The sequence below is a fragment of the Pseudomonas sp. LAIL14HWK12:I7 genome (assembly GCF_000483465.1).
GTDB lineage: Bacteria > Pseudomonadota > Gammaproteobacteria > Pseudomonadales > Pseudomonadaceae > Aquipseudomonas > Aquipseudomonas kermanshahensis.
On sequence record NZ_KI519607.1, the window covers coordinates 171,875 to 188,104 of the forward strand.

At 62.6% G+C, this 16,230-nt stretch carries 11 protein-coding genes; 3 read left to right on the forward strand and 8 right to left on the reverse strand.

The genetic code is table 11. The features are described 5' to 3' along the window. Nucleotides 1-24 precede the first annotated feature (24 nt). Nucleotides 25-1,017, reverse strand: a complete 993-nt coding sequence (locus D886_RS0125950; protein WP_371098745.1) for an alpha/beta fold hydrolase — start codon at nucleotides 1,015-1,017, stop codon at nucleotides 25-27. A 102-nt stretch (nucleotides 1,018-1,119) separates the two neighbouring features. Beyond that, nucleotides 1,120-3,495, reverse strand: coding sequence for a phosphoenolpyruvate synthase (ppsA, locus tag D886_RS0125955; RefSeq protein ID WP_027596677.1), 2,376 nt, complete (start codon nucleotides 3,493-3,495; stop codon nucleotides 1,120-1,122). A 177-nt stretch (nucleotides 3,496-3,672) separates the two neighbouring features. Here ppsA and D886_RS0125960 point away from each other — a divergent pair, with 177 nt between their 5' ends. Continuing rightward, nucleotides 3,673-4,491, forward strand: a complete 819-nt coding sequence (locus D886_RS0125960; RefSeq protein WP_027596678.1) for a pyruvate, water dikinase regulatory protein — start codon at nucleotides 3,673-3,675, stop codon at nucleotides 4,489-4,491. Nucleotides 4,492-4,597: 106 nt separating this feature from the next. Here D886_RS0125960 and D886_RS0125965 read toward each other — a convergent pair whose 3' ends face one another. Beyond that, on the reverse strand, nucleotides 4,598-9,463 hold the full coding sequence (locus tag D886_RS0125965) for an NAD-glutamate dehydrogenase (RefSeq protein WP_027596679.1): 4,866 nt from the start codon (nucleotides 9,461-9,463) through the stop codon (nucleotides 4,598-4,600). Between the two features lie 274 nt (nucleotides 9,464-9,737). On the opposite strand from D886_RS0125965, the gene D886_RS0125970 reads away from it, so the two are divergent. Further along, complete coding sequence (locus D886_RS0125970) at nucleotides 9,738-10,091, forward strand: hypothetical protein (protein ID WP_027596680.1); 354 nt, start codon at nucleotides 9,738-9,740, stop codon at nucleotides 10,089-10,091. Nucleotides 10,092-10,147: 56 nt separating this feature from the next. On the opposite strand, the gene D886_RS0125975 is transcribed toward D886_RS0125970, so the two are convergent. Beyond that, entirely contained in the window at nucleotides 10,148-10,432 is a 285-nt protein-coding gene (locus tag D886_RS0125975; protein ID WP_027596681.1) for a type II toxin-antitoxin system RelE/ParE family toxin, read from the reverse strand. 7 nt (nucleotides 10,433-10,439) lie between these two features. Further along, nucleotides 10,440-10,673 carry a type II toxin-antitoxin system Phd/YefM family antitoxin gene (locus D886_RS0125980; protein WP_027596682.1) on the reverse strand — a complete coding sequence of 78 codons (234 nt, stop codon included), beginning with the start codon at nucleotides 10,671-10,673 and terminating at the stop codon, nucleotides 10,440-10,442. Between the two features lie 463 nt (nucleotides 10,674-11,136). Here D886_RS0125980 and D886_RS28300 point away from each other — a divergent pair, with 463 nt between their 5' ends. Further along, a complete protein-coding gene (locus D886_RS28300) occupies nucleotides 11,137-11,325 on the forward strand; it encodes a hypothetical protein (protein WP_027596683.1) in 189 nt (62 codons plus the stop codon). A 47-nt stretch (nucleotides 11,326-11,372) separates the two neighbouring features. On the opposite strand, the gene D886_RS0125990 is transcribed toward D886_RS28300, so the two are convergent. The 3 genes from D886_RS0125990 to D886_RS0126000 form a co-directional block, all read right to left on the reverse strand. Next, on the reverse strand, nucleotides 11,373-11,738 hold the full coding sequence (locus D886_RS0125990; protein WP_027596684.1) for a hypothetical protein: 366 nt from the start codon (nucleotides 11,736-11,738) through the stop codon (nucleotides 11,373-11,375). A gap of 209 nt (nucleotides 11,739-11,947) precedes the next feature. Next, entirely contained in the window at nucleotides 11,948-15,037 is a 3,090-nt protein-coding gene (locus tag D886_RS0125995; RefSeq protein WP_027596685.1) for a MexW/MexI family multidrug efflux RND transporter permease subunit, read from the reverse strand. Beyond that, a complete protein-coding gene (locus D886_RS0126000) occupies nucleotides 15,034-16,131 on the reverse strand; it encodes an efflux RND transporter periplasmic adaptor subunit (RefSeq protein ID WP_027596686.1) in 1,098 nt (365 codons plus the stop codon). Before D886_RS0126000 ends, D886_RS0125995 begins: the two co-directional genes overlap by 4 nt. Nucleotides 16,132-16,230: the final 99 nt, after the last annotated feature.

Genomic DNA, 16,230 nt, shown 5'->3' on the forward strand with positions numbered 1-16,230 from the left:
AGGGCCAGTAAAGGCCGCACAGAATCAGCTGGCCAACACAGGCTCCGCCATCACAATCGAAGCATGCACGGGCACCAAGGGGTCCCTCAACCAGCGCTCCACTAACGGCCAGACCTGAGCCTGGGCTGCCTTGCTGACCAGCATGTCGACATGCCCGAACGCCTCGAAGCCTTCCTCGCGCCCCAGCCGCAGAAACTGCTTGCGCGCCCCGCCCAACTGCTCGAACAGCTTGCGGCAAGCCCATACAGGGTCCTGGAAGTCGCCCGCGCCGGCCACGGCCAGCACCGGCACATCGACCCGTGCAAGCCCGGCCCACCAGTCATTGTCCTTGTCGCCAAAGCGCCCGAACAGGCCATGCCAGCGCATGCTTTCGAGGGCCAGGCCGATCGGCTCGTCCTCGGGGCCACGCTTTAAGCGCTGCCCCGGAATCTGCCGCCAGCGCTTAAGCAAAAACTTCGCCCCCCACACCACCGGCGGCACTTTCAAGGGCCAGTACACGCGGCTGACCTGGGTGCCGAAGAACGCCGCGCTGGCAACTTGCTCAGGCGGCAAATACCCGCCACCCAGTGCGGCGGCCAGGGTGGTACCGCCCAGGGAATGGCCAACCCAGTGCGGCGCCTGGCCGGCCTGCTCCTGAACGAATGCAGCAACCAAGGGCAAGTCATCGCGGGCATAGTCGGCGACACGGTTGTGCTGCCACTGGCGATTGCGCGGCGACAGGCCATGGCCACGCATTTCTGGGATCCACACATCAAAACCTGCGCGGGCGAGAAACGCGCCCAGGCCGATGCCTTTGGGCGAATACCAGAAACGGCGGTTGGAGAAACTGCCGTGCAAGAGAATGACCGGTACGCCCTGGGCGCCTGGCTGGTCGGCCAACCCAAGGCGGGTCACGGCCAGCTCGACGCTCGGGTCGGGGCTGTTGCCAGCCTTGATCCGGTACACGTCCTCGCTCAAGTCGCCTCGGCGCTCTGCGCTGAGCAAGGCCACGGGAAATAAAGTGCTGCTGCTATGCATAAGGTTGCTTGGTGCACAAAAAAGGGCGGGAACCATTACTGGAACTCGCCCTGGATAAAACCAGGCGGGGGCGCGCCAGACGCGCCCCCGCAATTCACTGCATCAGGCTGCGCCCTGGCCCTCAGCCAGGAAGAACCAGGTCTCGAGCACCGAGTCCGGGTTCAGCGACACGCTTTCGATGCCCTGTTCCATCAGCCATTTGGCCAGGTCTGGGTGGTCCGATGGGCCCTGGCCGCAGATGCCGATGTACTTGCCGGCCTTGTTGCACGCCTGGATGGCGTTGGCCAGCAGCTTCTTGACGGCAGGGTTACGCTCGTCGAACAGGTGCGCAATGATACCCGAGTCACGGTCCAGGCCCAGGGTCAGCTGGGTCAGGTCGTTGGAGCCGATCGAGAAGCCGTCGAAGTATTCCAGGAACTCTTCGGCCAGAATCGCGTTGGACGGCAGCTCGCACATCATGATCACGCGCAGGCCATTGTCGCCGCGGGCCAGGCCGTTTTCGGCCAACAGGTCGATGACCTGGCTGGCTTCGCCCAAGGTGCGCACGAACGGCACCATGATTTCGACGTTGGTCAGGCCCATTTCGTTGCGCACGCGCTTCAGCGCGCGGCATTCGAGCTCGAAGCAGTCACGGAACGATTCGCTGATGTAACGCGAAGCGCCACGGAAGCCCAGCATCGGGTTTTCTTCTTCCGGCTCGTACAGCTTGCCGCCGATCAGGTTGGCGTATTCGTTGGACTTGAAGTCCGACAGGCGCACGATGACCTTTTTCGGGTAGAAGGCTGCCGCCAGGGTGCTGATGCCTTCGACCAGCTTCTCGACATAGAAGCCGACCGGGTCGTCGTAACCAGCGATGCGCTTGTCGACGCTGTCCTTGAGCTCTGCCGGCAGGCCGGCATAGTTCAGCAGCGCCTTGGGGTGCACGCCGATCATGCGGTTGATGATGAACTCCAGGCGCGCCAGACCGACACCGGCGTTGGGCAGCTGGGCGAAGTCGAAGGCACGGTCCGGGTTGCCGACGTTCATCATGATCTTGAACGGCAGGTCCGGCATGGCGTCGACCGAGTTCTGCTTGATGTCGAAGCCCAGCTCGCCTTCGAAGATGAAGCCGGTATCGCCTTCGGCGCAGGAGACAGTCACGCCCTGGCCGTCCTTGAGCAGTTGGGTGGCGTTGCCGCAACCGACAACGGCCGGAATACCCAGCTCACGGGCAATGATCGCCGCGTGGCAGGTACGCCCGCCACGGTTGGTGACGATGGCGCTGGCGCGCTTCATGACCGGTTCCCAGTCCGGGTCGGTCATGTCGGAGACCAGCACGTCGCCCGGCTGGACCTTGTCCATTTCCGACACGTCGTTGATCACGCGGACCTTGCCGGCGCCGATGCGCTGGCCGATGGCGCGGCCTTCGACCAGTACGGTGCCTTTCTCTTTGAGCAGGTAGCGTTCCATGACATTGGCGCTGGAACGGCTTTTTACGGTTTCAGGGCGGGCCTGAACGATGTACAGCTTGCCGTCGTCACCGTCTTTGGCCCACTCGATGTCCATCGGGCGCTGATAGTGCTGCTCGATGATCATGGCCTGCTTGGCCAGTTCGTTGACTTCGGCGTCGCTCAGGCAGAAGCGGGCGCGTTCGGCGCGGTCGACTTCGACGGTCTTGACCGAACGACCGGCCTTGGCCTCGTCGCCGTAGATCATCTTGATCGCCTTGCTGCCCAGGTTGCGGCGCAGAATGGCCGGGCGGCCTGCCTGCAAGGTGTTTTTGTGTACGTAGAACTCGTCAGGGTTGACCGCACCCTGCACGACGGTTTCACCCAGGCCATAGGCGCCGGTGATGAACACCACGTCGCGGAAGCCCGACTCGGTGTCGAGGGTGAACATCACGCCAGCGGTGCCGGTCTCGGAGCGGACCATGCGCTGCACGCCGGCCGACAGGGCCACCAGCTTGTGGTCGAAGCCCTGGTGCACGCGGTAGGCAATGGCGCGGTCATTGAACAGCGAGGCGAACACTTCCTTGGCCGCGCGGATCACGTTGTCGACGCCGCGGATGTTGAGGAAGGTTTCTTGCTGACCGGCAAACGAGGCGTCCGGCAGGTCTTCGGCGGTGGCCGAAGAGCGCACGGCAACGGCCATGTTGTCGTTGCCAGCGGCCATTTCGGCGAAGGCCGTACGGATTTCCGCATCCAGACGCGCCGGGAATTCGGCTTCCATGACCCACTGGCGAATCTGCGCGCCGGTTTTGGTCAGGGCGTTGATGTCATCCACGTCCAGCGCATCGAGTGCGGCATGGATCCGGTCGTTGAGACCACTCTGTTCGAGAAAATCGCGGTACGCCTGCGCCGTAGTGGCAAAGCCGCCCGGCACCGATACACCAGCACCCGCAAGGTTGCTGATCATCTCGCCCAGGGATGCGTTCTTGCCCCCCACATGCTCCACATCATGGACGCCGAGCTTATCGAGGGAAACTACGTACTCTACCAAGGTGATCTCTCCACTAACTGTGTTGGAAAAGCTCAAAGGCGCCCGCCTGTCTGCTTTGACTTGGCCGGGCGTTTGTGGCCTGTACCTGGAAAATAAGTGAGAATGCCGACAGCCGCATTCGGCAAACCGAACTTATCATATCCAAGAAACGTCATCAGCTTAAGGCCCAGGGTGCAAATGAAAAGAACCGCGTTCTTCATCTCCGACGGCACCGGCATCACCGCCGAGACCCTGGGGCAAAGCTTGCTCGCTCAATTCGAAAGCATTCCGTTCAACAAATTCACCCGCCCCTACATCGATACGCCAGACAAAGCGCGCACCATGGTGCAGCAAATCAACGCTGCCGCCGAGCGCGATGGTGTGCGCCCGATCATCTTCGACACCATCGTCAATCAGGACATCCGCGAGATCCTGGCGACCTCGAATGGCTTCATGATCGACATCTTTTCGTCGTTTTTATCCCCGCTCGAGCAGGAATTGACCGCCCATTCGTCGTATTCCGTCGGCAAATCCCACTCGATTGGCGGCAACTCCAACTACATGGAGCGTATCGAGGCGGTCAACTTCGCCCTGGACAACGATGATGGCGCGCGCACGCACTACTACGACAAGGCCGACCTGATTCTGGTCGGCGTCTCGCGCTGCGGCAAGACGCCAACCTGCCTGTACATGGCCATGCAATTCGGTATTCGTGCGGCCAACTACCCGCTGACCGAAGATGACATGGAGCGCCTGCAACTGCCGGCGGTGCTGAAAAAGCACCACAGCAAGCTGTTTGGCCTGACCATCGACCCGGACCGCCTGACGGCCATCCGCCACGAGCGCAAGCCCAACAGCCGCTATTCCAGCTTTGCCCAGTGCGAGTTCGAGGTGCGCGAGGTAGAGAGCCTGTTCCGGCGGGAGAACATTCCCAATATCAATTCCACGCATTTTTCGGTGGAAGAGATTTCGGCGAAGATTCTGGTGGAGAAAGGCGTGGAGCGCAGGTTCAAGTAAGCCTGCAGCGGCCTCTTCGCGGGGCAAGCCCGCGAAGAGGCCGGGACAGCCCCCCTAAAAAAGCCCCGGCATCGCTGCCGGGGCTTTTTTCATTTCAGACCACCGATCAGGACGGCACCACCACCGCCTGCCCGCTCATGGCCAGGTCGACCAGCTCGCGGTTGGCCACCGCGTACATCGCATAGTCAGTCCCGGTGGCATTGCGCAGGTCGTCCAGCATCGCGCGCCAGCGCTCGACCATCACCCGGTGTTGCTCGGCCCACAGCGCCACCCGGGCATCCATGTCCTGCGGTGCATCGACCATCTGCAGCACAGAAATGGTGATCGCCCGCTGCTGCAGGTCGATATCGTCGCGGAACGCCTCGCGGGCCAGGGCCTGCCAGTTGTTTTCCACCGGCAGGTTGCTGATCTCCTGCAGGTACCAGGTCAGGTCCAGCGAGCTGCCCACGGCGAAGAACGCCTTGGCCACCTGCGCCGGGTCATGGCCGGTCACATCCGCCGCCTCGATGATCGGCAACAAGGTGTACAGGTGGCTGGTACCGGCCACCATGCGCGCCAGCAGCTCTGGCACGCCGGCGTCGACGAAGCCCTGGTAGCGCACCATCCAGCGCTCGCGGGTCGGGCCTTCCAGCAGTTCGTCAAGCTTGAGCCCCAGTTGCGCGATTTTCGGCCCGAAATGCGCGGTATCACGCCCGGCATCCTGCTCGTTGCGGCGGCTGCGCAGGAACCAGCGCGTGGCACGGCGGCCCAGGCGCATCAACTCGTCCATCAGGGTCAGCTGGATTTCGGCCGGCACCTGATAGTCCAGCGCTTCGATCTGACGGAACCAGTGCGGCAGGTGGAAGATGTCGCGCACGATCACATAGGCGCCCGCCACGTTGGCCGGGCTCATGCCGGTCGATTCCTTCAGGCGCTGGACGAAGGTGATGCCCATGTTGTTGACCAGGTCGTTGGCGATCTGGGTGCTGACGATCTCGCGTTTCAGGCGATGACGGCGCATGGACTCGGCAAACTTGCTGACCAGTGACGGCGGGAACGCGGTCTCCATGTCGCGGGTCAGGTAATCGTCGTCCGGCACCAGCGACTTCAGCAGTTGCTCCTTGAGGTCGATCTTGCTGTACGAGATCAGCACCGACAGCTCGGCACGGGTCAGGCCCTGGCCAGCCGCCAGGCGCTCGGCCAGTTGCTCTTCGGACGGCAGGAACTCGATGGCTCGGTCGAGCTTGCCACGCCCTTCCAGGTCCGCCATCAAGCGCTTGTATTCGGCAATCCGCTCGCGAGCGCGGCGGGCCGCCAGGGACAACGCCTGGGTCTGCTTGTAGTTGTTGCCCAGCACCAGCGCGCCGACTTCTTCGGTCATGCTGCCGAGCAACTGGTTGCGCTGCTTCTCGGTCATGTCGCCACCCTGCACCACTTCATTGAGCAGGATCTTGATATTGACCTCGTGGTCCGAGCAGTCCACGCCGCCGGCGTTGTCGATGAAGTCGGTGTTGGTCGCGCCGCCATTGAGGCCGAACTCGACCCGGCCAAGCTGGGTCATGCCCAGGTTGCCGCCCTCGCCCACCACCTTGCAGCGCAGCTCATTGCCGTTGACGCGCAGGGCGTCGTTGGCCTTGTCGCCGACATCGGCGTGGCTCTCGCTGCTGGCCTTGACATAAGTGCCGATGCCGCCGTTCCACAGCAGGTCGACTGGCGCCTTGAGCAGGGCATTGAGCAGCTCGGTCGGGGTCAGGCGGTCGGCTTCGATGGCAAAGCGTTCTTTCATCTGCGGGCTGATGGCAATGCTCTTGGCACTGCGCGGGAAGATCCCCCCGCCTTCGGACATGATGCTGGTGTCGTAGTCGCTCCAGGCCGAACGCGGCAGGTCGAACAGGCGCTTGCGCTCGGCGAAGCTGTTGGCCGGCTCCGGGTTCGGGTCGATGAAGATGTGCAAGTGGTTGAACGCCGCCACCAGCTTGAGTTTGTCGGACATCAGCAAGCCATTGCCGAACACGTCGCCGGCCATGTCGCCGACCCCGATCACGGTAATCGGGTCTTCCTGCACGTTGATGCCGCGCTCGCGGAAGTGGCGCTGTACACCCACCCAGGCGCCACGGGCGGTGATGCCCATCTTCTTGTGGTCATAACCGGCCGAGCCGCCGGAGGCAAAGGCGTCGCCCAGCCAGAAGCCGTAATCGATGGCGATGCCGTTGGCGATGTCCGAGAACGTCGCGGTGCCTTTGTCGGCGGCCACTACCAGGTACGGATCGTCTTCATCGTGCCGCACCACGTTGGCCGGCGGCACCACGCCCCCGTCCTTGAGGTTGTCGGTGATGTCGAGCAGGCCAGAAATGAAGATGCGGTAGCAGGCAATGCCTTCGGCAGCGATCTCGTCACGGCTGCCGCCCAGGGGCAGGCGGCGCGGCAGGAAGCCGCCTTTGGCGCCGACTGGCACGATGACCGAGTTCTTCACCTGCTGGGCCTTGACCAGGCCGAGCACCTCGGTGCGGAAGTCTTCCTCGCGGTCCGACCAGCGCAGGCCGCCACGGGCGACGTTGCCGAAGCGCAGGTGCACGCCTTCGACCCGTGGCGAATAAACGAAGATCTCGAACTTGGGTACCGGCTTTGGCAGCTCGGGGATCAGCTTGGGGTTGAACTTGAAGCTGAAGTACGACTTGTTGTGGCCGTTGGCATCGGGCTGGTAGAAGTTGGTGCGCAGGGTGGCCTTGATCAGGTCCAGGTAGCGACGCAGGATGCGGTCTTCATTGAGCACCTGAACATCGTCCAGCGCCGTCAAGATCGCCTGTTCCAGACGCTGCTGCTTGTCGTCCAGATCGTCTTGGGTCAGTTTGCGCGCCAGGTAGAAGCGGGTCTTGAACAACCGGGTCAGTTCGCGGGCGATACCGGTGTGGTTGTTCAAGGTGCTGGCGATATACCCCAGGTCGAAGCCCAGGCGGATCTGTTTGAGGTAACGGGCATACGCACGCAGCAGCGCCACATCGCGCCACGGCAGGCCGGCGGTCAGCACCAGGCGGTTGAAGGCGTCGTTCTCGGCATCGCCGCGAACGATGTGGATGAAGGCGTCCTGCAGGGTGTCGTTGAGCTGTTGGATATCCAGGCTCAGGCCTTCGCTGTAGGTGAAGGCGAAGTCATGGATCCAGTACTCACGGCCATTGGCGTGGCGCAGGCGATACGGGAACTCGCCAAGCACGCGCAAACCGAGGTTTTCCAGAATCGGCAAGACATCGGACAGCGCCAGCGGGGTGTCGGCGTGGTACAGCTTGCAATGCAGGGTACGCTCGCCGACCTGGGTCAGCGGCTGGTAGAAGCTCATGGCCAGCGGCTTGCTTTCAGACAACCCCAGCACATGCTGCAGGTCGACCACGGCCGAGTGCGCCGCGAAGCGCTCGCGGTAGCCCGCCGGGAAGCCTTTGGGGAAGTCGGCCAGGATGTTGGTGCCTTGGGCTTCGCCGAAGTTCTCTACCACCAGGGTCGAGTAATCGTCCTGCCACGAGCGGCAAGCCTGGATCACTTCGTTTTCCAGCTGCTGCGGGTCGATGTCGATGCGGTTCTTCGGGTCGACCCGCAAAATCAGCTGCACGCGCGCCAGCACCGATTCGGAGAAGAAGGTCCAGAACTCGCAGTCGCTGGCTTTGAGGCGCTCCATCAGCACCTGCTGGATCTTCTGCCGCACTTCGGTGGAATAGACCTCGCGCGGCACATAGGCCAGGCAGTAGCAGAAGCGGCCATAAGGGTCTTTGCGCAAGAACACGCGAATCTTGTTGCGCTCCTGGATCTGCACGATGGCCATGACCGTGCTGAACAGCTCGTCGATCGGGGTCTGGAACAGGTCGTCGCGCGGCAGCACTTCGAGCACCTGGGCCAGTTCCTTGCCCAAGTGGGCCTTGGGGTCGAAGCCAGAACGGCGCTCGACTTCGGCCACCTTGACCCGAATGTACGGGATGGCGTGCACGCTCTCGCCATACACCGAGGAGGTGTACAAGCCCATGAAGCGGTGTTCCTTGACCACCTTGCCATCCGCGTCCAGCTGGCGGATCGACACGTAGTCCGGGTAGGCCGGGCGGTGCACGCGGCTGGGCAGCGCGGCCTTGGCGAAGGACAGCAGCAGCGGCTCGTTGAGGTAGGCCACGGCGTAGTCTTCGATACGCAGCTCTTCAGGCGTCAGTCCCACGCGCAGGCGCCGTGGCAGGCCGAGGAACGACTGTTCGTCGTAGACCATCTGGCCGCCATCGCTGCCGCCCTGGACGGTGAATTCTTCGTAGCCGAGGAAGGTGAAATGGTTGTCCAGCAGCCACTCGAGAAACGCCTTCACCTCGCCTTTGTCATGCTGCGCCGGGCCGAACGCGGTCTGTTCCACCAGCGCCACGACTTCGCGCAGCTTGGCCTTCATCGGTTCGAAATCGGCGACCGCTACCCGCACTTCGGCCAGCACTTGTTCGATTTCACGGGCCAGCACCGTCAGTTCGGCGGCGTTGGCGCAGCGGTCGATCTCCAGGTACATCAGCGACTCATGGCGCACGCCATCACCGTGGGTACCCTTGGGCAGCAGCTCCAGCAGCTCGCCCTTGGCACCGCGGCGTACGCTCAGTACCGTGGTTTGCAGGGTGTGGATGCTGTAGCCCCGGCGGTTGAGCTCGGTGCGCACCGAGTCGACCAGGAAGGGCAGGTCGTGGTGCAGCACCTCGACCACGGTGTGGGTCGACTGCCAGCCGTTGCGTTCGTAATCAGGGTTGTACACCCGCACTTGAGGTTGTTCGGCGTCGAAGCGCTCGATGATGCGCCAGGCAGAAAGGGTACAGCCAGCCAGGTCGGAAAGCCTGCGCTGGGTGAGTTCGTCCATAGAGATGATGCCGAAGAACTGTTCGGCGAACAGCGCCACTTGTGGCAGTGCCTGTTCGCTGATGTGCTGCGCCAGAGCCGCTTGCAGTTGATGCTGGAAGTCGGCCTTGCTGGCTGCGGTGAAAAACGCCATCTGTGGTACTCCGCTTGGGCTTTGTAATAATTGAAGCGTCGCTCGCGTGCGCCGTGTACGGATCAACGATAGCCAACCCGTGGCATGGCGGACGGTTATAACCAGGCGTTGGACGTGCACAGCACGCCCAGGGCTCGCCGAAGCTTAACGACTGAGTAGTCACCAACGCTTGCAGCGCTGCGACAATTTCGGTCAAGGGGGGGTAACTTTACGTTTATGGATACGTGCAAGACTGTCAGAATTCCCTTCCGTTTCCTTTGACCTGAGCCTGTCCATGCAAATCAAGACCGCCCTGCTCTTCGCCACCCCTTGCGATGACGAGGAAGACAACATGGCAACCCTCTGCTGCCACAGCGACAAGGGTCAGATGTTCCTGCTTACCCGCTATCCGGATGAAGACACGGTTGACCTGACCCTGGATGACGAGCCGTCGACGCTGGACGGGCTGAAAGTGACCCTGAGCGCGCAGCGCCTGCTGATCGAAGTGGCGGCCGGGGACCGCGATGCGCTGAGGGGGGATGAAGCGCTGGAGATCATCCTGACCAGCGAACTGAGCGACCTGGACGAGGTGAAGGAGACGCTGCAGAACATTCTTGAGGGGACGGGGACGTTTGTCTGCGAGGTTTGAGGGCTGTCATTTCACAAGCAGGAAACCCTAAACCTCGCCGAAGCGGGACTTAGGGTTTACACACGTTTGTAGGCTGCTTCGTACACTTCATCGTCGCGTCTGGCACCTATGCAGAGAACCAGAACGATCTCGGTGCCGTTAATTCGATAGACAATGCGCACATCGCCTGTGCGAATTCTGCGGCAACCCGCCAGCACGCCCCTAAGGGGCTTGCCTAGCTTGTCAGGCTCGCCTCCTGCGATACGCTCACGCACCACTCTGAGGACTCTTTGTGCCTCCGCGCGCCCAAGCTGCAGAAGGTCATTTTCTACTTCAGGGTGAAACCTGACATTCCAGATCATCGCGTTCCTACCTGAAGCGAGCCTCCATGTCTTCAAGGCTCACGCTATTTTCCTCTTTCAGGCTGAGTAGGCGCTCGGCAGCCAGCCGTTCTGCGCGCAGATCTTCGAGCTCGTCCTGCATGGCTTGGTAGGCCTCAACACCTATCAGCACAGCAGCCGGCTCGTTGTCCTTGAAAATGACGAGGTGGGTTGCATCCCCGCTCGTCACTTCCTTTAAACGCGCTCCAAACGTTCTAGCCATTGCCGTAGCAGACACCGCCTGCTCAGCTCTGGTCATTAGTCCAGCCATCGCATGCTTGCTCCCATCGGTTTGCTGCATTGCCTCCAGAGAGTAAAGGGAGACGGGAGGAGATGCAGCGGCTCCCCCGAATCGACAACACACAATATTGCGTAAAATCATACGCAAATCAACACACACAAACGCCGTCCTGATGCATGGTATGTGCTGTGCGACACGACGCGGAAAGCGCGAGACTAAATTCCCAACGTGCAGCGTGCAACGGGATAAAGGGAATCGGAGCGGGTTTCGAAAATGACCTACATAGCCTGACTATGGGTGCATGCCCAGGCGCGGCGCGCAGACCGGGATCAGGTACTCATCGAACAACACCGTCAGCGACCGATCATCAAGGCCATCTCGCAAATACAGTACTTAGGCATCGCAATCGCCGCTTGTTTCCACCACCTCCCCGCTCACGGTTTCAATGGACAGGCACAACGCCGGGTTCAGCGCTTACAAGCTCAGCCTGGGCAGCAACCAGCGCAAGCTGAGCGCCTGTGGCGTGGCGTTCCTCGACAACCCGGCGGTGTACCCATCCCAGGCCGTGCCGGATACGCTGTTCCCGATCCAGACCCTGTCACCGGCAGGCATGCGCTTGAGCACCCGGCTGTGAACCCGGGTGATCAGCGGCAAGTGAGCGCTGCGGGGGGGGGGCTGCTGCTACTCGACGAGCTCGACGTAGCGGGATTCGCCACCCCCCGTCGCCCCCGACAACCAGCCCCAAACGAAGTGCAGCGTGGTGCGACCGGCTTGATCGAGCCCCACCGTACCGCGCGACCAGCCGGCCAGCATTTCACCTTCGGTGGTCAAACACTGAAAAAGAAGCTCGATCGTGTCGGGGCCTGTAACACGGCCTACCTGATTGCCAATCCGGATCCTGCCGCCCTGATAGTGGCTGGTTATGGCGCTTCCATCGACAACGTAATGAAAGACCGTGCCAGCACCGGAGAGCCCTTGTGCATTGTTCGCTACCGCGAATCGGCGATTGTGCAGGCGCTCGGCGACGGGTGAAAAAGCAGTGTCCATCAGTGTCGTGTCCTTCCAGTGAGAGTCCATTTTGGCCTACGCGCACCTTAAACCAGAACGCGCCTAACCGGGCATTTGCGCGCCTGTTCCTCTGGGCTGGGCTGTCACGCAGAGAACAAACATCGCAAGCGAGCCCCGAATCCTGTGGGAGCCGGCTTGCCGGCGATGCAGGCGCCGCGGTATATGGCACCGGGGCGCCACATGAACACTCAAGGCACACTCAGCCCAACGCTCCGCTCGGCGTCTGCCAGTTGCTGTTTACGCAGGGTGGTCACCCGGTGATCACGCGCCAGCCAGGTGTAGATCGCCGGCAGCACGAACAAGGTGAACAGCGTGCCGATCAACATGCCGCAGACGATCACCACACCCAGCCCAAAGCGGCTGTTGGCCCCTGCGCCACTGGCAAATAACAGCGGTATCACACCGAAGGTCATCGCCGCCGTGGTCATCAACACCGGGCGCAGGCGAATTTGCGCGGCGCGCATAATGGCCGCCGCACGGTCAAGGTTGTCGCGCACCTGAATCTCGTTGGCGAACTCCACCATCAGAATGCCGTGCTTGCTGATCAGCCCGATCAGCGTGACCAAGCCAATCTGCGTATAGATGTTCAACGTGGCCCAGCCCAGCGCCAGCGGCAGCAACGCACCGCAGATCGACAACGGTACGGTCACCAGGATGATCAGCGGGTCCACCAGGCTTTCATACTGCGCGGCCAGCACCAGGTAGATCACCACCAAGGCGGCAAGAAAGGCCCACATCAGGGCAAAGCCTTCCTGCACATACTGGCGTGACTCCGATTGCCAATCATGGCTGAAACCGGGCGGCAACTCGGCGGCAAGCTGCTGCAGAAATGCCACGGCCTTGCCCATTGAGACACCGGGCGCGGGGATGGCCTGCAGGGTGCTTGCGTTCTGCTGGTCGAATTGCAAAAGGCGGTTAGGCGCGACCTGCAGGTCTAGGCGCACCACCGTGGACAACGGCACCAGGCTGCCATCTTCGGCCCGCACGTACTGGCGATTCAGGGCCGACGGGGTCAGGCGCTGGTCCTGGATGCTTTGCGGGATCACGTCATAGGCGCGACCGAACAGGGCAAAGCGGTTCAGGTACTGCTCGCCCACCAGCACGCCCAGCGACTCGCCGATGTCCTGCATGCTGATCCCCAGGCTGGCGGCCTTGGCGCGGTCGATGCTGACCTTGACCACCGGGTTGTTGTAGTCCAGGTCGCTGTCCACCACGCTGAACAAACCGCTCTCGCGGGCGCGCTGCTTGAGCACTTCCATGGTCTGGTACAGCACCGGGTAATCCTGGGCACTGCGCAACACCATCTGTACCGGCAAGCCACCACTGGAACCTGGCAACGACGCCACCTGGAAGGCGAAGATGCTGCTGCCCTCGATGTCCGCGACCGCCTGTTGCAGCTGCGCTTGGATTTGCGCGGCAGAGCGCTCGCGCTGCTGCCATGCACTGAGGTTGATGCCACCGAAGCTGGCCGCCGTCCCGTCGGTGCCGTTGATGATCCAGGTGTCGGTGGTTTCGGGAATCGATTTCATCACCTGGTCGAGTTTGCTGGCAAAGCGCTCGACGTAGTCCAGGCTTGCCTGTTGCGGCGACTTGATTGCCGTCAGCACGGCCGCCTGGTCCTCCGGCGGTGCGAGCTCGCGCTGTGGCAACAGGTACAGCCAGGGCAGGCTTAGGCAAACCAGCAGGGCCACACCAGCACTGAGCCAGCGCCGCGCCAAGGTAAACGCCAAGGCCCGGGCATAGGCCGCTGTGAGCGCAGCGAACACCCTTTCGGCGAACTGGGCCATGGCCCCATCCTGCTGGCCGGGTTTGAGCAGCAACGAACTCATCACCGGCGACAAGGTCAGTGCAACGACACCCGAAACGATCACCGCCCCCGCCAAGGTCAAGGCAAATTCACGGAACAACGTGCCGGTCAGCCCCCCCATCAAGCCGATGGGCGCGTACACGGCGGCCAGGGTCAGGGTCATGGCAATCACCGGCCCGGCGATCTCGCGTGCACCGGCCAACGCCGCCGCCACCGGTGTCTGCCCTTCTTCGATGTGACGGTGCACGTTCTCCACCACCACGATGGCATCGTCCACCACCAGGCCGATGGCCAGCACCATCGCCAACAAGGTCAACAGGTTGAGGCTGAAGCCGAACGCCAGCATCAACCCCGCTGCACCCAGCATCGACAACGGAATGGCCACCACCGCGATCACCACGCTGCGCAGTGACCCCAGGCACAGCCAGATCACCAGCACGACGATCAGCATCGCTTCCACCAGCGTGCGCAACACTTCTTCGATCGAAGCCTCGATGAAACGCGCAGTCTCATAGGCCAACGCCACCTTCACGCCGGGCGGGAGCGTTTGCTGGATCTGCGGCAACAATTCGCGAATGCCGTCGACGATGACCAGTGGGTTGCCCGATGGCGTGGGGAACAACCCCAAGTGCACAGCGGGTTTGCCATCCATAGTGGCACTGGTGCGGGTGGCCGCGGCGCTCAGTTCGACAGTGCCCACGTCACGCAGGCGCACAAGGTCGGTGCCGTCGTTGCGGATGATCAGGTCACGGAAGTCCTCGACGCGGGTCAGGTCGGTGTCGACCTGGATATCGGCCAGCACGAACTGCCCGCGCACCTGCCCAGGGGTGGCCTGGTAATTGTTGGCCCGCACCGCTTGGGCGACGTCGGCAGCCGTCACCCCGCGCCCGGCCATCTGCTCGCTGTCGAGCCACAGGCGCATGGCCAGGCTCTGCCCGCCGAAGGTCTGCACCTTGGCCACGCCGTCGATCCCCGAAAGCAGCGGCTCAACCACCCGCGACAGGTAGTCACTGAGTTCTGGGATGGACAGGGTCTGGCTGGAGAAGCCGACATACGCCACCGCCGTGGAGTCACCTGCAGACAGCTCCACCACCGGGTCGTAGGCTTTCTCGGGCAAGCGGTAGCGCACTTGGTTGACCTTGGCCATGGTCTCGGCCAGCGCCTGGGTCGGGTCTCGGTTGAGCAGCATGCGCAGGGTAATCAGGCTGCGCCCCTGCAACGATGATGACGACATGAAGTCAACGCCCTCAACCGAAGAAACCGCCTGGCTGATCGGCTGGGTCACAAAGCCTTGCATGAGTTCGGCGGAGGCGCCGGGGTAGTCGGTACTGATGGTGATGGTCGCGCTCTCCAGCAAGGGGTACTGACGCACCGGCAACTTGCCCAGGGCGAACAACCCCATCAGCACGATCAGGCTGCTGACCACCAGCGCCAGCACGGGGCGACGCACGAAGGTATCGGTGAAGTTCACGGTTGCTGCCCCCCAGCCACGTCCAGCAGGCTGTCTTCTGCGACCTGCTCGACCTGCATGCCATCACTCAATTTCAGCTGGCCGGAAACCACCACCCTGTCGCCCGGCGCGAGGCCCGAGGTGACTTCCACGCGCCCCTGCCAGCGCTCACCGGTCGTTACCGGTACCCGGTTGACGCTGGTGACGCCCTGCTGATCCTGCCTGGCAATGAACACCGTCTGCCCGTAGGCGGTGTAGGTGATCGCCGTTTCCGGCACGGCCAGCACCCTCGACGGCTGCGCGGCAGGCAGACGGACCCCGGCATACATGCCCGGCTGCAGTTGCCCATCCAGGTTTGGCAGGGCAGCCTGCACCTGGACCAGGCGTGACTTGCTGACCAGCGGGTCGACCGCCACTACCCGTGCCTGAAACGCCCGCCCGCGCACAGCATCGACGGTCAGTTCCAGCAGTTGCCCGACAGTCACTTCGGGGGCCGCCTGTTCGCTGAGGGAAAAATTGACGTGCAACTGGCGTGTATCCGTCAGGCTGGCAATCGCCTCGCCAGCGCCCAGGTACTGGCCCTGGTGAACACGGCGGATACCCACATTGCCTGCAAACGGTGCGCGTATGGCTTTTTGCGCAATCAGCGCTTCGACATGCTGCAGCTCACCCGCGGCCACATCCACCGCTGTGCTCGCGTTATCCAGCAGCTCTTGCGAAACGGCATTCAGCGCGCGCAACTTACTGGCCCGCTGCGCCGCGACCTGGGCATTGCGCAGCTTCGCCCGCAGTTGCACGCGCTGGGCCTGTTCGGGCGCATCGTTGAGCTGTACCAGCAACTGCCCGGCACGCACGGCCTGCCCCGACGCGAAGGCGATGTGGGTGATGCGCCCTGCCACCTCGGCCGCGACCTGCACCTGATTGACCGCCTCCAGCTCCCCCGATGCAAAACGTTGCCGCGCCAGGTCGACCGGCTCGGCAGTGGCCAGCGCAACTTTGGTGACCGGCCACGCCGCGGCCTGTTGGGCCGCTACCCTACTGCTCGTCAATGCGTAGGCGCCGACCAAGGCACCGACTGCGGCGACAGTCATGGCCAGTAACATCCTTTTGTTCATGCCTTGCTCCGATCAGCGGGGTGGTTGCAGGAAAGATCGGGCAGGACTATAAGAGCTCAACTTAACTTGAGGTCAACAGGTGTGACAGCCAAATCATCC